This window comes from Chryseobacterium culicis (genome assembly GCF_002979755.1).
Taxonomy (GTDB): domain Bacteria; phylum Bacteroidota; class Bacteroidia; order Flavobacteriales; family Weeksellaceae; genus Chryseobacterium; species Chryseobacterium culicis_A.
In genome coordinates this window covers 603,816-622,395 of record NZ_PCPP01000001.1, presented here as the reverse complement: position 1 = coordinate 622,395, position 18,580 = coordinate 603,816, and the positions used below count along the sequence as shown (strand labels likewise).

Sequence of the window (18,580 nt, the reverse complement as noted above, 5' to 3'; positions counted from 1 at the left end):
ACATGGAAAGAGGAATGAAAATTTATTTATACATGAGATCAAAAATCTGATGTCGTTGGATCGTTTTCTGATGCAGATGAATTTTTAAAGCATCATTTTACCGAGAGCCGTTTGCAGACATTCTTTATAGCTTTTGGCTACTGTAATTTTTAAGTCGCCACAAATTAAGTGATTGTCTTCGAAAGATTCAATATTCATCAGATTGATAATATATGAATTATGAACCCGCATAAATTCGTCCGGCAGGCTTTCAATCAGATCTTTAAGTGTTTTGTAGTAAATATATCTCTTGTTGTCGATGGTGTGAACTTCCACATAATTTCCGAGCCCTCTGATAATACTGATATCTTTTAAGAAAATCTTAATCAGCTTCTTATCTGTTTTAATGAAGGCAAATGTGCGGTTCTCTATCATTTTTCTTGAAACTATTTTTACAGAACCCTTTGGGCATGAAGGTAGGCCTTATTCCAGTATTTTTCGTTCAGGGAAGAAATGATTACACCTTTTGAAGTAGAAGCATGAATAAATTTCACTTCTCCGTCAGGACCAATATCATGAACTATTCCTACATGGGATACTCTGCTTCCCCCTGCTGTTGCAAAAAATAAAAGATCTCCGGGCTTCACATCTTTAATATCGATATTCTTTCCTGCATCAGCCTGATCAGAAGATCGTCTGGGAAGACTGAAGTCATTTTCTTCGAATACTTTTACGGTAAATCCGGAACAGTCAAAACCTGAAGAAGTATTTCCTCCGAATTTATAGGGTGTTCCGATGTATTTTTCTGCATCTTTCAGAATATCATTGATTGATCTGGAGACATCCCCATTAAATTTTGAATCCAGCTTTCTGAGATTTTCAGCTTTCGCTACGTTCTTTGTATTTGATTTCTTACTGGCAGAAGCACTTTTCGAAGATCCGCAGGAAACTACAAAAGCAGATGCCATCAGTAAAACAGACAGCTGCTTTATCCTTATTCTTTGTTCAAATAATCCCAATCCCATATTCATCTGATTTATACTTAATTAACTAATTCATGACAAATATACATTTTATATTTTAATTATAATATAACTATACTACAACTATATGGTAAATATATGTTAAAATTTTGTTTTCCATTATTTATTGGTATATTTGATTTCTATTTTGAAGATATGGCGACATATGAAAGTGTAATTAAGATTACAGGAGCGGTAGGCGACCTGGTATTTTACAATCTGAACGGCAAGAATGTGGTTCGGAAGAAAAGCGGGTTCAATAAAACAGCTTTTAAAAAAAGTCCGTCGTATGAAAAAGTAAGACAGAACAGTTCGGAATTCGGGCACTGTTCAAAAATCGGGAAGATCATCCGGAAGAGTCTGGAAGGGTATATCAAAAAAGCAGGTGATCCCCTGCTCTATCAGAAGTTTGCAAAGGTGATGACAGCCATCAAGGATTTGGATATTATTTCCGAAAGAGGAAAAAGAACGGTTGAAAACGGTTTAAAGACTGAAGAAGGAAGGAAGCTGTTGAGAGCATTTCAGCTGGGTACTATCAAAACTGTTTCAGATTGTATCAGAAGTCAAAACCAGATTTTATATAAGAATAAGGGTTGTACCCCAGATGAAGGAGTCATCTTTACCTTAAAATTAGATTCTGAAAGTTACAGCATAGAAACTCATGAAGAAATAATAAGCTGGAACCAGCAACAGGAAAAGTCTTTTAAAAAATATTTTTCCGAAGATGATTTTCTACTTTATTTTGTAGCATTGAAGAATGAGAAAGATGAAATTACCCATATGGGATTTGTTTAAATAAAAAAGTCTGCAGTAGATCTGCAGACTTTCTTGTTTTATTTCTTTTCTCCTTTCCAGCTTCCTGATATCGCAGGGGTTGGAAGTGAGTTGGACCAGTTTCCGTTTCCTTTTTTCTCTGTCGTTAACGTTCCTTTGAAATCTCCTTGTGATGGAAGTCCTACTCTGGCGTTCAGATCTCCTGTCTCACTTAAATTTCCGGTAATGCTGTAATTTTCATTATTCACATCGGAATGCATTGTTCCTACTACTTTACCACTCTCGTCTACCACAAAGTTCCAAACTCCCTTATCGCTTCCTTCATAAGAACCAGACCATGTTCCTACATAATCATAAATAGTATCATCATCAGAGCTGCAACCGATAAATAAAAACGCCGTTAATAAAAGTAAAAAAAGTTTCTTCATAGTTTCAGTAGTTTTATAACCTAAAATCCTGTTATTCTCATATACTTTCCTCTTAAAAATCCAGTCACAGAGAATATTTTTTAATATGTATTATTTTTTGTTCCGTGCAAATCTACTAATTTTTTCATTCAAATTATCTGAATTTTAATTAGCACCCAATATGTTTATTAAAAAACAACATATTTCCGCTAAAATACAAATATTTTTCAAACAAATACAAGCTGTGTAAATTTTGAGTTATTTTAAAAATATACATAAAACTTGATATTATTAAATTCAATATTCGTTTACAATTACTTTATATCAGATTTCAGAGGTTTTTTCTCCCTATTTTAAAGATATTTCTTACATTAGTGAAAAATTTAACCTTTTTCAAAAAATAACATGAAAACAAAATCATTCTTTTTGGCAGCACTTGCTATTTGTGGGAGTTTAACAGCACAGGTTGGGATTAATACAACCTCTCCTACTCAAGCATTGGATGTTAATGGACTGCTAAGAGTAAGAGGACTTTCAAATGCTGAAAAAAAAATTGTTGCAGCAGATGCAGAAGGCGTTTTATTCCTTCTTTCACCTGAGGAAATTTTTGCACCGAAAGCATTATTAAACACTTCAATGTCATCTGCTGAGCAAAGACTAACCATTTATGAAGGAAAATGTTTCCAACCTGTTGACAATGCTTCTTCCTGCACTGTTTCAATAAATCATTACACCTCTTGCGCCGGGTTCAGTAATCCTGTAGATACTCAAATTGTGGTAGGACAAGGAATTAATACCAGCAACGGGCAGTTTTTAGGTACATGGACAGCAAGATATATTGACAATAAAGGGTTTGCAGGGGCAGCTCCTGTGGCCAACCAGACTGCTCCTGATTATCCCAGAATTTCTTATCCGGGAGCCAATACAGTCAACTATTTAGGAAACGGAAACTTTGCCGGTCAATGTAATACCGATTTGGTGACCACCATTAACCAAACGACCGGAGATATAAAAATAGAGTCTGTAAAGCGAAGCATGTACGCACACCTTGTGTACCTTATTAATATTGCGCGCTCCAGATCTTTATAGTATTCGATATTTGATTTCAAAAAGGCAGCCACAATTGAATTGTGGCTGTTTTTTATTTAAGAATTAAAGATTTCCATTTAGCTTAAGAATATTAACTTCCATATTCAATCAAAGACTTTAATAATTCTTATGTTAAGCTGTAAACAACCAATCCTGTTTTTTTTTGAATGAAAATGAAATACATCACTTAAAAATCGTACTATTATACTATGAAACAGATACTGACTGAAGAAACTTTTTCCTCACCACAATGGTTAAAAATAATCTGTTATTTTTTCGGACCTCTCCTAGTTTTGACCGGATTGGGCCTTCTCATGCAGAAAGATTTTCCACAAGAGATTATTTTTTTGGTGCCATTACTTTTGCTGATTGCTGTGAGCATGCTGATGTATACCCGGCTAAAATTAATCATTTCAAATACGGATATCCGCTTTACAGGAGGTTTGACACAGCATCAGTTTCTCTGGACTGACATTACAAAAATAGATATGAAAATGGTTGGAAAATATCAAACTCCAGTCTGTACTGTATATTATGGCAAAAAATCCCTGGAACTCAATAGAGGTTTTTATTTAAAAGGAAATTTCAATAGAATCTTATCGCTGCTGGAAATGAAGGTCACACCAGAACTTTTCTCTAGGCAATATCAAACGATCCGCCGTCACCTCATTTAGTTCAAATGACCCAACAGAAACGCCCCCTATTCGGAGGCTAAAACTATAGGATGAATGAAAAACTTTTCCCAAATGTATGAAATATTCATTCTGAGTTTTATGAGTACAGTCATAATGAAACATTTTCCCAATTAACAGAATAAACAAAGACTAATTGATAATGTCTCCCTTACTATTTTCTAATTTTTCCCGAAACTTCTGAAGATCTTCAGGCTTCGGTCTGTTCCATTCTGTGATCTCTCCTATTATTTTCAAAGGCATTTCGGAACGATAAGAGCGGGTGGGATTTCCTGGAAATTTTTTATCTGTTACATTGGGATCATTTTCGAAATTCCCTGTTGGTTCTACAATATAAACCCTTTCTGCTCCATCCCCTTTTGCCAGTGCAGCGGCAAGCCCTGCCCCTTGAGTCAAAGCAGTGAAGTAAATATGATTCATTTTAAATTCTGACTTATAATTTGAGTTTCCACCAGCGGTCAATAGATCTCCAATCTGCAACTCAGCTTTTGTTCCGTGGTAAAAAGGGCCTTTGTCTGACGGATGGTTTCTAAACAGTTCCGACAACTCAGCATTCTTTTTTGAATTTTCATGATCGCCTAAGTTCTGATAGCATTGGGAAATATTCAGATAAAGAGAAGGCAAGGCACTTTTAACAGTATCATCATTAATTTTTAAAGCAAACTCTAAAGAGGTTTCAAGCCACTTTAACTTATCTTCCACCGTTTTCTGATGACGTGATACATAATGAGATGCCAGAAACTTTTCATGGTCATCCGAAGCTTCTTCCCAAGCTTTTAAAAATAGTTGAGCCGCTTCTTCAGGCATTTCTTTCTCTTCAAAGCTCATTCCTTGCAAACAAAGCTTAATTACTGGATTAAAAGGAGAAAATTCCATGTTTTATTTTTTTCAAATCTAGGGTATTCTGTTGGAATTCTTTTGCTTAAGAACAGATTTACATTTTAAAATCTATTAGTAAACCAATAACCGTTCTTATTATCTTTTAATTTTCACCTAATAAAATCAACAAAATATTTGCAAATATCATTTAAATACTTACTTTTGTACCGCTTTAAAATAAAAGACGGGGGATTGGCGCAGTTGGCTAGCGCGTTTGACTGGCAGTCAAAAGGTCACGGGTTCGAATCCCGTATTCTCCACTGGGTACGTCTTCAAGTACCGCTAAAAGCCCACAAAACCTGCAAAAATTAATTTTTGCAGGTTTTTTATTTTTCAAGTAAAAACTGAGATTTTTCAATAAACTCGTAAAGTTTGTGGCAAAATTGCGGCAATTTTCAGATTAAAAGAAATCACGATAAATTTTATTAAATATCTGATTATCAAAACAAAAAAAGCTTTTTACGCCTTGGCTCAAAGAATCTCTAGTTCGACTTTCATAAACTTTATATGGATTTAGATACATCAAAGTTCTGTTGCAACAATTGTATAAACAAACCTAGGTCCATTACCAAACACTTTGATTTTCATTTCTGGATGAAGCTTTTGGGCCACTTGGGTAATATCGATATAGATAAAGGTTATATCTGATACATTTAAAATATATTGTGCCTATTATTAACAGAAGAAATCGAGCTCTATTTTTTTCATAAGTCTTAAATACTAATATATTTTTTGAGTACTTCAACAAGGTCTGTCTTTCTTAAAGGTTTGGGAAGGAAATCATTCATTCCGGCTTCAAGGCACTTTTCTTTTTCACCCAGGACATTTCCTGCTGTAACGCCTATGATAGGGATATCTTCATATCCCGGCAGCAATCTAATATTTCGGGTTGCATCAATACCACTCATTATCGGCATCTGCACATCCATCATGATAATGGAAAACTGCTTCTTCTTGCATTCCTCCAAAGCCTGCAGCCCATTGACCGCTTCCGTTAAATGTATATTGGGAGCAAGAGACTTCATCATTCTATTATTCAGGACCATATTCACTACGTTATCATCAACCAAAAGCACTTCTAATTCCGGGGCAAATAAATGCGAAACTTTTTCAGACTGATCCTTACTCATTTCTACTGCATAAGTTTGATCTACTTTTCTTAAGGTTTTGTAGAGTTCATGTGATTTGATAGGCTTCAACAGTAAATGTGCATTTTCTATTTTTCTAACTGAGGTAAGTATGCCCAGTTCTTCAGAAGAAGAAGAAAGTACTATAAACGGGGAAGTCTCTTTTCGCTCATTGAACATCCCTGTTATTTTATCTATTGTTTCCAATCCGGACATAAGAGGCATATGATAATCCATCAGAATCACATCGAACCGCTCACCTTTCAACAGGATCTCTAAGGCTTCCATTCCATTAGAAGCCAAGGTAGACTTTATATTTTTATAGGTAAGCATATGCTCAAGAATGATCCTGTTGGTTTCATTATCATCAACCACTAAGGCCGTTTTAATACTAATTTCCTCCTCCATCCTCAATTTAGGGATCTCGTAAGGAATCTCAATGTCAAAGAAAAACACAGAACCTATTTCCTTTGTGCTGCTCAGCGACAAATGGCTTCCCATATATCCCAGGATATTGTTCGAGATCGTAAGGCCCAGACCTGTACCACCGTATTGTTTACTGATTGAACTGTTTTCCTGAGTAAAGGCATCAAAAATATACTTTTGTTTCTCAACAGGGATACCGATCCCCGTATCTCTAACCGAGAAACGCAAAGCAATAGTCCTATCATCCATACGTAATTTCTCTACTTTTAGCTCTATCTCTCCCTTTTCTGTGAATTTCACAGCATTCCCAAGAAGATTAATCAAGATCTGTTTTAATCTTGCTTCATCCATAAAAAGTATTTTTGGAAGACCAGGCTCAATATTGAGAAGAAGTTCAATGTTTTTTTTCTGGGATTGATAAATAATAACATTGATTACCTGGCTCAACATATCATAAACATCACATTTTTCAATTAAAAGCTCCAATTTTCCGGATTCTATTTTTGAAAAATCCAATATATCATTGATGATGCTAAGCAGGTTTTCCCCTGATTCATTGATGTAATTCAGATATTGCTTCTGTGTTTCATTCAGTGGTGTGGTGAGGAGAAGGTCTGAAAAACCAATAACTCCGTTTAAAGGAGTTCTGATCTCATGACTCATATTAGCCAGAAATTCAGATTTTGCTTTGCTGGCTGTATCTGCCGCTTCCTTGGCATTTTTCAGTTCTTCATTTATCTGCACAGCATTGGTAATATTCTGGATGGAAATAATTACACCCCCTACTTCATCTTTTGTGAGATACCAGGGACCGACTTTAAGATCGTAATGCTGAATTTCTTCTTTTCCTTCCACCTTTAGCATAAAGTCACTGTTGATGTACGTTTTTCCCAAAAGCGCATTGTCATAGATATCTTTTCGTTCTTTGGGAATATTAGGTGATATCTCGAAAAGGTTATCACCGATAAGATCTACCTTATTCATACTAAATTCCTCTCTCCATCTGCTGCTTACAGCAACATAGTTAAGGTCTTTATCAAACATCGCCAAAGGAACAGGCACATCAGTGGCAAAAGACTGCATTATAGCCTCCTTCCGGGTAGCCTCCAGAAACATCTTTTTGAAGGCATCAATATCCTGAATGATTCCGAAAACCCTTTTACAGGTATCACCTTCAAATTCGGGAATACCTTTTACTCTTACCCAAATCGTAACACCATCATTACGCAGAAGCTGAAGTTCCTCATCAAAAGGAATTCCTTGTTGTATTGCCTTATTAAAAAGATATTTTATTCTCTCCCTACTTTTTCCTTTGTAAAATTCAAGGGCACTTTCAAAAGTAGGCTGGAGATCATCTTTTAGTTTGTGAATTTCTCTTGTACTTTGAGACCAGAAGAGCTTTCCTGTCGTCATATTGGCTTCCCATCCTCCCACCTGGGCAACCGAGCTTGTTTCCTCAAGCATTTCCTTCGTATAAAACAGATCTTTTTCTAACTTACCGCGACGGATAAGGTCAGATTTTAGTTGTATATAAACAAAAATAGTTACCCCAATAGCGGCCATGGCAGAAAAGACGATGAACAAAACGGTCCTGTTGGAAGAATTCTTCAGATCTTCATTTTTTATGGCAAGTTGGACTTCCTCATTTTTTACAAATTTCTGAACGAGCATACGGCATCTGTCCATAGCCTCCTTGTTTTGTACAAGATCTTCCGGACTCATTACTATTCCCTTTTTTCGATTCTCAATAAGCACTACATATTCCTTCATCACCATTTCTGAAGTACGCAGCAGTTCATTGAGGACATTAATCTGATCTTTATCTCTAAGATTAAGTCTATCTTTATTAGAAACAAGCAACGGATATTCATCCCTGCTTTTAGTGAAAGGTTCAAGAAAATCTTCCCGTCCGGTAAGCTGATATCCCCGATTTCCCGTTTCAGCATCTAAAAGAATGTTTAAAATATCTTTTGTTAAGCTTATAGATTCCTTACTTTTTAAGAAGTCTTCTCTATTCTCCATCTGCTTATGTATGCTTATATAAGATGCTATGGAACTAGCAATCAGAAGTATCAAAGAAATCACTACTCCTATTTGAAGATTTCTTATAATTTTTTTCGGCATTGAATAGTATTTTTGCAATAAAATACTAAAAATAGGTCATTTTATAATATTGACAAATTAATTTAAAAATTTGTCAGCAGATATTGAAAAATGAGTAAAATTTAAGTCGTTTAAAGATAAGAGATGCCTTTATAAAGTTTTATTTTGCCTGTATACCATTAGTATAAAAATTGTTCATGAATGTATTACTTTTCATTTTAAATACTAAGAATCCATAAATACATACTCATCATTTACCGTATCGATAAGCTGGTCAGAATTAATATTTCTTGAAAAAATAGGATAATGAAAACGATCTAGTTTATTAAGAATACGTATAAGATCCATCTTCTCATAATAATTGAGATTTCCTGCAACGATATTGGTAGCTTGCCGAATTTTTTCCATTTGATTTTCCAAAATCTGTAATCCCCTTCCGGTAATACGGATCAACTTACTGCGCTTGTCTAGCTCAGAATCTGTCTGTTCTACAAGTCCCTGCCGCAAAAGCCTGGCTATAATAAGCATACCAACCGGCTTATCATGGATATTTCTTTTGATAAGAGCCATTTTTGTCATCTCTCCAAAAGCCTTAAGATTTATCAGATAAATAAAGTCTTCCTGCGTAGAAAATTCAGAATCTGAGATGGCTGATTTCGAGTAGGTTTTCGCATATCGATTAAGATGAACAAGCAAGGTACTTATGGCACTTTCCGCAGTTCTTCCGTTCTCTTTACCTTCCCAATAAGGTTCTTCGAAATGTTCTTCCCGATGAACATTCTCTTTGTTAGAAATCCAATCCTTAAACCCCTGAATAGTTTCCGGATATAAACCGGGAGAGGTACGAATTTCTGTTTCAAATTCCTGCAACAAGTCAATAGAATCTTTAATAAGTTTATAATCCATTTTCATTAAAATAGTTTACAAATATACCTAATTTTAGATTATAATTGTTCCCTGATTATATAAAATAAGAACAATTTTGCAAAGAATTTAGAGTGATAATTTCCTTATTCTGAATTCTTAAAATCTTTTGTACGGCATAAAACTTGTTGAGAATAAATAATTATAATAATTGTTATGGACCGAATAGAAAGCCAACCATTACATTTAAAAAGTGATAAAAAAATAATTGATAAATATTTCAATTTAATTATTAAAAAGGAATTGAATATTGATATCAATGCCAGCACTGAATATGTAGTTGTTCAAAATATTGTTTCAAAAAAATTAATTCTTGTCAAAACATTTTCGGACAGCACCATAGAAAATCCATCTTTGTATCTTTTATTATCTTCTTTAATTCAGCAAATCAACACCTGTTCGTTAACGAAAAGACAGATTATTACAGTACTGGAAAAAAAATAAAAAATCTCTCAACGTTTTGAGAGATTTTATTGATGAACTATTGAGTATCTGTTATGCAGGTTCTTGTATATGTTTTGCTACCATTGCTTCAAGATCATCCAGGTTGAATGGTTTTGAAACATAATCATCGGCACTCGCTTCTGATGCTAAAGCCACAATATCATTATTCGCTGTAACATAAATTACCGGAATGTGTTTAAATTCTTCCGTACTTTTAAGAAGTTTTGTAGCTTCTACACCTCCTATTTTTGGAATCCAGTTATCCATCAAAATAACATCCGGCTGATAGTCTGCCACTTTCTCAAGAATATCGTGTGATGTTTCTGAGATTCTGACTTCATACCCGTTTTCTTCAAATATGATGGTGATTACTTCTAAAATAGCTGTATCATCATCAAAAATTAAAATTTTCTTTTTACTCATATTATTTATATTCTTACATTATAACTGTTTTATATAGCTCGCTAAAGTATCAGGCGTGATAATTAAATCATAATCAATTTCTTCTATAGCATGTCTGGGCATATAGTCTACTTCTGCTGTTTCCGGATCCTGAATCCAGACTTTTCCGTTATACTTTTTAATATAGCTTAGTCCCTCAACTCCATCAGCGTTAGCCCCTGATAAAAGGATACCAATCACATTTTCGCCATAGATCTCAGCTGCAGATCTGAATGTCACATCTATAGAAGGACGGGAATAATTCATTTTCTCTGAGCTATCCAATGACATATTTTTATTATTCTCAAACAATAAATGATAATCGGCAGGAACAATATATACTTTATTCTCTTCCAGTTCTGTTTTATCTTCAACCTCCACAACAGCTATTCTGGTAAACTGCTGCAGTAAGGTTCTAAGAATATCTCCAGATTGTGCCTTACGATGAATCACCAATATTATGGGAATATGAATTTTATTATCCAGATTTTTAATCATTTCAATAATAACCTGCAGACTTCCCGCAGATCCTCCGATAACAATTAATTTCATATTAGTTTGTGAGTTCATCGCAGTAAATTAATGGTGGTCAATTTTCTTCCAGATCTTCTGATCTTCCATCTGATGATAATTTTTGTCAATAGTAGAAAACCGAAGAGTCTCTTTTGCTCCCAGCGCAAGAAAACCCAAATTCTCCAGGCTATTATCAAAAAGCCTAAATACTCTTTCCTGAAGATCTCTATCAAAATAAATCAGGACATTTCTACATACTATCAGTTGAAAGCTATTAAAAGAACTGTCTGATACAAGATTGTGAGTTGATAAAATTAATTTTTCCTGCAGGCTTTTATCAAACCTTACGCTATCGTAATTAGCTGTATAATAATCAGAAAAATCTTTTACACCACCGGAAAGCATATAGTTTTCTGAATAAAGTTTCATTTGCTGTAAAGGAAAAATACCGGCTCTTGCTGTTTCAAGAACTGCGGGATTAAGATCGGTACCATAAATCAAAGACTTATTATAAAGGCCAGCTTCTTTGAGCAGAATAGCTATAGAATAAGCCTCTTCCCCGGTTGAGCAGCCTGCAATCCAGATTCTGATTAGCGGATAAGTACCCAACTGAGGTAATATTTTCTCCCGTAAGGTTTTAAAAAAAGAGGGATCTCTGAACATTTCCGTAACATTCACTGTAACTTCCTCTACAAAACGTTTTAAATATTCAGCATCATTTATAATGGTGTATCTGAGCTCTGCAAAGCTTGTAAACCTGTCCAGGAGGCATATACGGTTTACTCTTCTTTTAAAAGAAGCTCTGCTGTAGCCAGAAAAATCATAGCCATACAGATCATAAACATCTCTGATGAGATATTCTATTTCTTCATCTTTTACGATACTTGGTTCCAGCATCTATGAAATTTTTTCTATTGCCATTATTAAAAGATCTACATCAATCGGTTTTGAAACATAATCATCTGCTCCTGCTTCCAAACATTTCTGACGGTCTTCAGGCATTGCCTGTGCAGTAACTGCAATTACAGGAATATGTTTGATTTCTGAAGTATTTCTTATCATCCTGACTGCTTCATAGCCATCTATTCCCGGCATCATCATGTCCATCAGAACAATATAAGACTGGGAACCCGATTTCAGGGTTTCTAAAGCCTCCTGAGCCATTGTACAGGACTCAACGGTATATCCACGCGCTTTAAGAGTTAATTTCAATGCAAATATGTTGCGTGGGTCATCATCCACGATTAAGATTTTCTTATTCATCAGAATTTTATCTGTTTAACTTTCATACAACCAAACACGAAGGAGTGATAATAACTGATCAATATCTACTGGTTTTGAGATATAGTCTGAAGCTCCTGCTGTAATACATTTTTCACGTTCTCCAATCATAGATTTGGCAGTAATGGCTATAATAGGCAGCTTTTTAAATGCCTGCATTTTTCTTAATTCCTTAATGGTTTCATAACCGTCCATTTCCGGCATCATCATATCCATCAAAACCACATCTACATCTGGATTCTGGTTTATTTGTTCCAGAGCGTGCTTCCCATCCATCGCCACAATTACTTCAACTTTATACTTTTCCAGGGCTTTGGTTAAAGAAAAAATATTACGTACATCATCATCAGTAATCAATATTTTTTTACCACTCAGAACTTCTGTTAAAGAACCCAGCATTCGGCCTCTGTTATTTTCAGCAGAGCCATTTTTCTCTTCTACCAGATGTAAGAATAGCCCTACTTCATCCAACACTCTCTGATAAGAATGTGCTGTTTTTACGACAATGGAATCGGCATACTGTTTTATTTTGAGCTCTTCTTCTTTAGATAAATGATGCTCAGTAAAAATAATGATCGGGAGATTCTCCAGTCCTTCATAACTTTTAATTGACTCAATGATATGGTAATCATTTCCTTTTGCACTTCCAACATCCAGAATTACACAATCAACAAGGTTTGAAGTCAATACTTTTACACTATCTTCAACAGTGTGTTCCACCGATAAAGAAATATTAAAATTACTCAGAAAATAGGATAATGCATTGGCATGTTTGGCATTTTCTTCAACAATCAAAACTTTTTGAGGCCCTTTTTGTAATGCTTCTTCAATTTTCCTGAACACATCAGTCATTCTATCAAGCGCTACCGGCTTATTGATAAAATCAACAGCTCCTTTCATGAGACTTTCTTTTTTCACATGCAGGGCAGACATCATGTGGACCGGAATATGCTTCACATAAGGATCCGACTTCAATTCATCCATTACTTCCCAACCATCTTTTACAGGAAGCTGAACATCCAGTAAAATCGCATGAGGATGATATTGCTGAGCTGCTGGAAGAGCATAATCTCCTCTTACGACCACAATACCTTTATAGTCTTGTAAATGAGCATATTTTAATAAAGCTTTTGCAAAATTAGTATCATCTTCAATAATCAGGATAATCTTATCTCCTTCCTGAATATTCTCTCTGTCATCCTCTACATCATCAGGAATTTCCAGCGTGTTCAACGGAACAACTTCCCCCTCATCAAGAATGTTCTGAATTTCTTCAACGTCTTCACGGATAATCTCTACCAGATCCTGATCAGTTTCGGAATGAGCAATTTCAGTTACGGGATGTACAGGAATAGTAAAACTGAATTCACTGCCTTTATTCACTTCACTTTTCAGAGTCAATTCACCTCCTAAAAGCCTTGCAATTTCACGACTTATTGAAAGTCCGAGTCCGGTACCTCCAAATTTCCTTTTTGTAGATCCATCAGCCTGCTGAAAAGCTTCAAAGATAATTTTTTGCTTGTCTTCTGGGATTCCGATACCTGTATCTTTTACTGAAAATATAATAAATTCAGGCTTTTCAAAATGCTTTTTGATATGAAGATCAATACTTCCTTTTGTTGTAAATTTTAACGCATTAGAAAATAGATTTCTTAACACCTGATCAATTCGGAGACGGTCACTTTCAATCACTTTCTGGACGTTTGAATCTATCTGAATATTGAATGGAAGCATTTTCTCCTGAAATACAGGACTGAAAAGGTTTTTCAGATCTTTTACGATATCTTCAATAACCACCTCCTGATATTCCAGGGTCATTTTGCCGGATTCTATTTTTGCGAGGTCAAGAATTTCATCTATTAACGTCAATAAACTTGTTCCTGAACTTTGAATAACTTTAGCAGATTCCACCTGATCTTCATTAAGGTTTTCCTCCGGATTTTCTGCCATTAACCTTGATAAAAGAAGGATTGAATTAAGAGGGGTACGTAATTCATGGGACATATTGGCCAGAAATTCAGATTTGTACTTGGTACTGAGTGCCAACTCCTCTACTTTTTTCTGAATCTCATTATTCCGTTCTGCAATTAAATGATTTTTTTCTTCCAGCAATCGCGAACGTTCTTCCAGTTCCGCATTGGCCTGCATTAATTCTTCCTGCTGTACTTTTAATTCTTCTTCCGAGGCCTGAAGTTTTTGGGTCTGAGCTTCCAATTCAGTATTGAGATTTTCAAGTTCAGAGTGCTGTACCTGTAATTCTTCAGACTGTGCCTGGGTTTCTTCCAGGAGCTGTTGCTCTTTTTCTCTTCCTTTAGCAGAATTCAGAGCAATTCCTATATTCACAGAGCATTCTTCAAAATAGCTGATTCGGTCTTCATCAAAATTAGAGGTAGATCCCAATTCAATAACTCCTATTGCATGTCCATCTGCGAAAACCGGTATCAGAACTATTCCATAGATCTTAATGGTACTGCTGGCAAAAGTTACTACAAAATCATCTTCATGAAGATTATTGTATACCTGCGTTTTAGCATTCATGAAAGCCTGCCCTACCATTCCCTCTCCGGGATCAAAAGTTCTTTTCATATTGGCTTCTAGTCCAAATGCTTTATTAAGCTTTAGAACCCCTTCATCAAAAAGATATAATGAACCATTGATGCAATTTCCATATTTAATCAACTGATATAAAGCTTTATCAGAAACTTCCTTTACAGATTTATTTCCTACGAGGGATTCATTCATTAAAGCAAGTCCTTTCTGACGCCAGTCGCTTTTATTAATTTTATCAAAAGATATTTTAAGGGATTCGGTCATATGATTAAGAGATTCCACAAGGTCTCCGAGATCATCCTCAGCATTATCTACTGCTTTTTCACTATAATCACCATTGGCCACTCTGTTTGCTATTTTTTGAATAGCACTTACACGCCTTGTCATTTCCTGATCTTTATCTCTGAGCATTTTCTCAAGTTCATCTCTCCGGATGAGATCTGCACGCATTTTAAAATAGAAGAATGCAGTTACCACTACTGCTGCCAATGCAGAAAAAACAATGAACAGAACTGTTGTTTCTGATGAACGTGCTAAATCTTTATTTTTGATTTCAACCTGATTCTCTTCATATTGCACAAAATCTCTTACAATTTTACGGCACTCGTCCATATAAGCTTTACCAGTAACAATCTGCTGCTGGGTCATCACAATTCCTCTTCGTCTGCTTTCCACCAAATTTTTCAGATTATCCATCACTTGGCCGACTGCTATTTTTAATCCGGCCAGTCTTTCCTGCTGGTTCTTATCCTTTACTCCAAGTGATTCTGCCAGGACCAAAGCTTTAGAATATTCTCTTACTCCACGCTTATATGGTTCCAGAAAGTCTTCCCTTCCGGTAAGCTGATACCCTCTGTTTCCTGTTTCCGCATCCAGCAGGGCCACCAGAACATCTTTAACTGCTGTTACAGAACGTCTGCTTTGGGAAAGGCTTTCACGATGGTTCATCTGATTCTGAATACTCCAGTATGAGGCCACTGAGCTGGCTATTAAGATCAGAAGTGAAAGACCTATTCCAAATTGAAGATTTCGTATAATTTTTTTCGGCATGAAAATTAATTTAAAGGTAGGGTAAAATAAAATGTAGACCCCTCATCTACAATACTTGAAACGCCAACATTTCCATGATGCTGCTTAATGATTTCAGCGCATATAAACAGGCCGATTCCCATTCCCTGGAACTGCAATGAAGACTCTTCTACACGATAGAATTTTTTGAATACTGCATCCTGTTTAAAATCGGGGATTCCAATCCCAAAATCAGTCACATTTACTCTTACTTCCTGGGCTTCATCATCTACAAAGGTGGTCACAATCACCTGGTTATTCTTCGGGGAATATTTAATAGCATTCGTCAGAAAGTTAATCAGTACCTGCTCGATACGGATCTCATCCAATGGAATTAAAATGTCTGGTTTTGTTCCGTGACGATCAATTCTTACCTCCCGTTCATCATGGGTCTGTAATATTGTTTCGACCGCATTACTGATTACACTTTCAAGATTAACGGGCTTTTTATTAATCTTCAGTTTTCCATTTTCAATTTTCGATACATCCAGAAGATCGGTGATAAGGGTATTTAACTTTTCAATCTGCCCCTGAACTTTTGTAACAAATCCTGCTTCCGGACTTTCTTTATCTAATTTCAGCTTTCTTTCCAATAGCTGAACGTATGCTTTAATACTGGTTAAAGGAGTTTTTAATTCATGGCTTGCGATGCTTAAAAATTCATCTTTTTCCTTTTCTACTTTTTTCTGATCATCAATATCAGTAAAAGTTCCTACCCAGTTTTTGATACGATTTTCATCATATACCGGAGTTATTCTCAGCAAATGATAACGGTAATTACCTGAAACTATATTTTTAATTCTGATCTCTAATTCAAGAGCTTTTCCTTTTTTTCTACATCGCTGCAATTCTTCTATGATATCATGATCATCAGGATGTGTCTCAGGAAAAACCTGTTCCTCTTCAGAATACTGGTACCATTTACCATTAACAAAATCAACGATTCCGTCTTCATTAAGGGTAAATGCAATCTGAGGAAGTGACTCTAGCATCAGGTGAAAATGATCGATCTGAGATTTCATGGTAACCTGAGATTCGCGTCTTCCTTTCACTTCAAGCTCAAGATTCTGCTGTGTTTTTTTCATCTCAAGATTCTTCTCCTGAAGATTATAGAATGTTTTTACTTTAAGCAGAAGAATTTCAGGATCTACCGGCTTGGTTACATAATCTTTACCCCCCGAAGCGTAGCCCTGGGTTATAAATTTTTTATCTGTATTGACAGCGGATAAAAATATAATAGGAACATCTTTAGTTTTGCTGTAATCTGCAAGTGTTTCCGCAACTTCAAAGCCATCCATATCCGGCATCTGAACATCTAAAATAATTAAGGCATAGTCATTCTTCAGTGCTTTACCAAGAGCCTCTTCACCAGAGCCGGCCGTTTCTACCTGAAAATCCTTAGATTCAAGTAATTTTTGAAGTGAATAAAGGTTACTTTGGTTGTCATCAACAATTAAAATCATACAAATTAAAATCAATAATTAGTTACGGATACTTTAGCTTCAAAAATACTCACAATATTTCGAAAAGCAGTAATTTTTAAAGGATAATCCTTAAGAATTCCATACCACATTTTACATCAAAAAAAATCCCTTGCACAGGGATTGGGATTGTTGATCCTATTTTAAGAAAAACGTTCAAAATTTCAGAAAAAAAATACCTTGTAAAAAACAATATACCAGATGAATATCGATGAAAACATTCTCTATTCATTCTGATATGAACATTATCTATATAAAATCAACCATATAGAATATTAGTAAACTAAAATTCGTTCGTGATGATAAAAATGACCAGAACTTTAAAAATTCTGGTCATCTATTAAACTAACTTTAATTGGTTTTCTTTTTCCATTCTGCTTTTACATCTTCAGCGGCATCTTTTGTCTTTTCCCATGCTTCATCGGCCTTATCTTTAATATCTTCCCAAGCATCAGAAACATTTGATTTTACTCGATCCAGCCAGTCTTCCTGAGTAGCTTCCTGATCATTATCTCTTTTTTCATTGATATAATCTTTAGCTTTATCTGCTAAGTCGCTGATCTTCCATTTTGCTTCATCAGCTGCATTTTTTAAAGAATTTTTTGTTTGGTCTACTGCATTTTCCGCTTTGTTGTAATCTGAATTGTTCATAATATAATATTTTAGTAATTGGTATATAAATAAACAATCATTATGCCTAAAGAAGAATTATTCTGTTAAAAAAATCTTAAAAGAAATCCTTAAATATATAGATCCCTGTTTTACAGGTATTAAGCCTGCTATATTTTTTCAAAGAGATGCCCGAAATAGTTCTTTTTCTTAACGAGATAGCTTTCATTCACTTCATTAGAATCAATTTCCAAAGGAATTCTGCTGTTGAGAATGATATCGCTATTCTCTACAGCTTTGATTTTATCGGGATTATTCGTTAATAAATTGATCTCTTTTATATTTAAGATACCCAACATTTCAACTGCAATATCAAAGTTTCTTCCATCTGCAGGGAACCCCAGTTTTAAATTAGCTTCAACGGTATCCCAGCCCTGTTCCTGAAGCTCATAAGCCCTCAGTTTGTTAATGATTCCGATATTTCTTCCTTCCTGACGCAGATAGATAATTACTCCTCCATTATTTGATATATATTTCATAGCAGTATCCAACTGTTGTCCACATTCACATTTTTTGGAGTGAAAAATTTCTCCTGTAATACATTCTGAGTGAAAACGGACATTGACTACCTTATTAAAATCAGTATTATCCGCCACTAAAACCAAATGAGGGCTCCAGTTTTCTTCATTTTCTGAAAATGCATACATCGTGAATAATCCATAATCTGTAGGGATTTTTGATTGTGCCTGTATTTTAAGCATAAGTTTAATT

At 35.2% G+C, this 18,580-nt stretch carries 18 protein-coding genes and 1 tRNA gene; 5 read left to right on the top strand and 14 right to left on the bottom strand.

Features of this window, described 5'->3' with window-relative positions; all coding sequences use genetic code 11:
• Positions 1-84 precede the first annotated feature (84 nt).
• On the bottom strand, positions 85-414 hold the full coding sequence (locus tag CQ022_RS02905) for a LytR/AlgR family response regulator transcription factor (RefSeq protein WP_185126808.1): 330 nt from the start codon (positions 412-414) through the stop codon (positions 85-87).
• A 17-nt stretch (positions 415-431) separates the two neighbouring features.
• Complete coding sequence (locus CQ022_RS02900) at positions 432-1,004, bottom strand: C40 family peptidase (protein ID WP_105682785.1); 573 nt, start codon at positions 1,002-1,004, stop codon at positions 432-434.
• A 153-nt stretch (positions 1,005-1,157) separates the two neighbouring features.
• Between CQ022_RS02900 and CQ022_RS02895 the strand changes: the two genes are divergently transcribed.
• The gene (locus CQ022_RS02895) at positions 1,158-1,796 is read left to right on the top strand and encodes a hypothetical protein (RefSeq protein WP_105682786.1); all 639 of its coding nucleotides are present in this window, start codon (positions 1,158-1,160) and stop codon (positions 1,794-1,796) included.
• Positions 1,797-1,834: 38 nt separating this feature from the next.
• Here the strand turns inward: CQ022_RS02895 and CQ022_RS02890 are convergent, their stop codons facing one another.
• Positions 1,835-2,203: a hypothetical protein gene (locus CQ022_RS02890; protein WP_105682437.1), complete on the bottom strand. Its 369-nt coding sequence runs from the start codon at positions 2,201-2,203 to the stop codon at positions 1,835-1,837.
• Between the two features lie 384 nt (positions 2,204-2,587).
• On the opposite strand from CQ022_RS02890, the gene CQ022_RS02885 reads away from it, so the two are divergent.
• Together CQ022_RS02885 and CQ022_RS02880 are read left to right on the top strand one after the other, a co-directional pair.
• Positions 2,588-3,271, top strand: coding sequence for a hypothetical protein (locus tag CQ022_RS02885; RefSeq protein WP_105682438.1), 684 nt, complete (start codon positions 2,588-2,590; stop codon positions 3,269-3,271).
• A 209-nt stretch (positions 3,272-3,480) separates the two neighbouring features.
• Positions 3,481-3,945 (top strand): hypothetical protein, encoded by a 465-nt coding sequence (locus tag CQ022_RS02880; RefSeq protein WP_123864374.1) that lies wholly within the window; start codon positions 3,481-3,483, stop codon positions 3,943-3,945.
• Between the two features lie 150 nt (positions 3,946-4,095).
• Here CQ022_RS02880 and arr read toward each other — a convergent pair whose 3' ends face one another.
• Entirely contained in the window at positions 4,096-4,500 is a 405-nt protein-coding gene (arr, locus tag CQ022_RS23325; protein ID WP_410492636.1) for an NAD(+)--rifampin ADP-ribosyltransferase, read from the bottom strand.
• A 528-nt stretch (positions 4,501-5,028) separates the two neighbouring features.
• Here arr and CQ022_RS02870 point away from each other — a divergent pair.
• Positions 5,029-5,102 (top strand) — tRNA-Ala (locus tag CQ022_RS02870).
• A gap of 453 nt (positions 5,103-5,555) precedes the next feature.
• Here the strand turns inward: CQ022_RS02870 and CQ022_RS02865 are convergent.
• Together CQ022_RS02865 and CQ022_RS02860 are read right to left on the bottom strand one after the other, a co-directional pair.
• Positions 5,556-8,519 carry a response regulator gene (locus CQ022_RS02865; protein WP_105720507.1) on the bottom strand — a complete coding sequence of 988 codons (2,964 nt, stop codon included), beginning with the start codon at positions 8,517-8,519 and terminating at the stop codon, positions 5,556-5,558.
• 204 nt (positions 8,520-8,723) lie between these two features.
• Positions 8,724-9,404, bottom strand: a complete 681-nt coding sequence (locus CQ022_RS02860) for a MarR family winged helix-turn-helix transcriptional regulator (protein WP_105682788.1) — start codon at positions 9,402-9,404, stop codon at positions 8,724-8,726.
• Positions 9,405-9,578: 174 nt separating this feature from the next.
• Here CQ022_RS02860 and CQ022_RS02855 point away from each other — a divergent pair, with 174 nt between their 5' ends.
• On the top strand, positions 9,579-9,866 hold the full coding sequence (locus CQ022_RS02855) for a hypothetical protein (RefSeq protein ID WP_105682441.1): 288 nt from the start codon (positions 9,579-9,581) through the stop codon (positions 9,864-9,866).
• Between the two features lie 51 nt (positions 9,867-9,917).
• Here CQ022_RS02855 and CQ022_RS02850 read toward each other — a convergent pair whose 3' ends face one another.
• The 8 genes from CQ022_RS02850 to ribA form a co-directional block, all read right to left on the bottom strand.
• Positions 9,918-10,289 (bottom strand): PleD family two-component system response regulator, encoded by a 372-nt coding sequence (locus tag CQ022_RS02850; RefSeq protein WP_105682442.1) that lies wholly within the window; start codon positions 10,287-10,289, stop codon positions 9,918-9,920.
• A gap of 18 nt (positions 10,290-10,307) precedes the next feature.
• Positions 10,308-10,859, bottom strand: a complete 552-nt coding sequence (locus CQ022_RS02845; RefSeq protein ID WP_228421659.1) for a chemotaxis protein CheB — start codon at positions 10,857-10,859, stop codon at positions 10,308-10,310.
• A gap of 27 nt (positions 10,860-10,886) precedes the next feature.
• A complete protein-coding gene (locus CQ022_RS02840; protein WP_105682444.1) occupies positions 10,887-11,717 on the bottom strand; it encodes a CheR family methyltransferase in 831 nt (276 codons plus the stop codon).
• Positions 11,718-12,083: a response regulator gene (locus tag CQ022_RS02835; protein ID WP_185126809.1), complete on the bottom strand. Its 366-nt coding sequence runs from the start codon at positions 12,081-12,083 to the stop codon at positions 11,718-11,720.
• 15 nt (positions 12,084-12,098) lie between these two features.
• A complete protein-coding gene (locus CQ022_RS02830; RefSeq protein WP_105682446.1) occupies positions 12,099-15,701 on the bottom strand; it encodes a response regulator in 3,603 nt (1,200 codons plus the stop codon).
• 5 nt (positions 15,702-15,706) lie between these two features.
• Complete coding sequence (locus CQ022_RS02825; protein ID WP_105682447.1) at positions 15,707-17,182, bottom strand: response regulator; 1,476 nt, start codon at positions 17,180-17,182, stop codon at positions 15,707-15,709.
• A 369-nt stretch (positions 17,183-17,551) separates the two neighbouring features.
• Complete coding sequence (locus tag CQ022_RS02820) at positions 17,552-17,851, bottom strand: hypothetical protein (protein ID WP_105682448.1); 300 nt, start codon at positions 17,849-17,851, stop codon at positions 17,552-17,554.
• 128 nt (positions 17,852-17,979) lie between these two features.
• Positions 17,980-18,570 carry a GTP cyclohydrolase II gene (gene ribA, locus CQ022_RS02815; RefSeq protein WP_105682449.1) on the bottom strand — a complete coding sequence of 197 codons (591 nt, stop codon included), beginning with the start codon at positions 18,568-18,570 and terminating at the stop codon, positions 17,980-17,982.
• Between the last annotated feature and the right edge of the window lie 10 nt (positions 18,571-18,580).

Bases quoted from the DNA above. Each gene is read 5' to 3' on its own strand.
- CQ022_RS02905 (WP_185126808.1), bottom strand. From the start codon at position 414: ATGATAGAGAACCGCACATTTGCCTTCATTAAAACAGATAAGAAGCTG.
- CQ022_RS02900 (WP_105682785.1), bottom strand. From the start codon at position 1,004: ATGGGATTGGGATTATTTGAACAAAGAATAAGGATAAAGCAGCTGTCT.
- CQ022_RS02895 (WP_105682786.1), top strand. From the start codon at position 1,158: ATGGCGACATATGAAAGTGTAATTAAGATTACAGGAGCGGTAGGCGAC.
- CQ022_RS02890 (WP_105682437.1), bottom strand. From the start codon at position 2,203: ATGAAGAAACTTTTTTTACTTTTATTAACGGCGTTTTTATTTATCGGT.
- CQ022_RS02885 (WP_105682438.1), top strand. From the start codon at position 2,588: ATGAAAACAAAATCATTCTTTTTGGCAGCACTTGCTATTTGTGGGAGT.
- CQ022_RS02880 (WP_123864374.1), top strand. From the start codon at position 3,481: ATGAAACAGATACTGACTGAAGAAACTTTTTCCTCACCACAATGGTTA.
- CQ022_RS02865 (WP_105720507.1), bottom strand. From the start codon at position 8,519: ATGCCGAAAAAAATTATAAGAAATCTTCAAATAGGAGTAGTGATTTCT.
- CQ022_RS02860 (WP_105682788.1), bottom strand. From the start codon at position 9,404: ATGGATTATAAACTTATTAAAGATTCTATTGACTTGTTGCAGGAATTT.
- CQ022_RS02855 (WP_105682441.1), top strand. From the start codon at position 9,579: ATGGACCGAATAGAAAGCCAACCATTACATTTAAAAAGTGATAAAAAA.
- CQ022_RS02850 (WP_105682442.1), bottom strand. From the start codon at position 10,289: ATGAGTAAAAAGAAAATTTTAATTTTTGATGATGATACAGCTATTTTA.
- CQ022_RS02845 (WP_228421659.1), bottom strand. From the start codon at position 10,859: ATGAAATTAATTGTTATCGGAGGATCTGCGGGAAGTCTGCAGGTTATT.
- CQ022_RS02840 (WP_105682444.1), bottom strand. From the start codon at position 11,717: ATGCTGGAACCAAGTATCGTAAAAGATGAAGAAATAGAATATCTCATC.
- CQ022_RS02835 (WP_185126809.1), bottom strand. From the start codon at position 12,083: ATGAATAAGAAAATCTTAATCGTGGATGATGACCCACGCAACATATTT.
- CQ022_RS02830 (WP_105682446.1), bottom strand. From the start codon at position 15,701: ATGCCGAAAAAAATTATACGAAATCTTCAATTTGGAATAGGTCTTTCA.
- CQ022_RS02825 (WP_105682447.1), bottom strand. From the start codon at position 17,182: ATGATTTTAATTGTTGATGACAACCAAAGTAACCTTTATTCACTTCAA.
- CQ022_RS02820 (WP_105682448.1), bottom strand. From the start codon at position 17,851: ATGAACAATTCAGATTACAACAAAGCGGAAAATGCAGTAGACCAAACA.
- ribA (WP_105682449.1), bottom strand. From the start codon at position 18,570: ATGCTTAAAATACAGGCACAATCAAAAATCCCTACAGATTATGGATTA.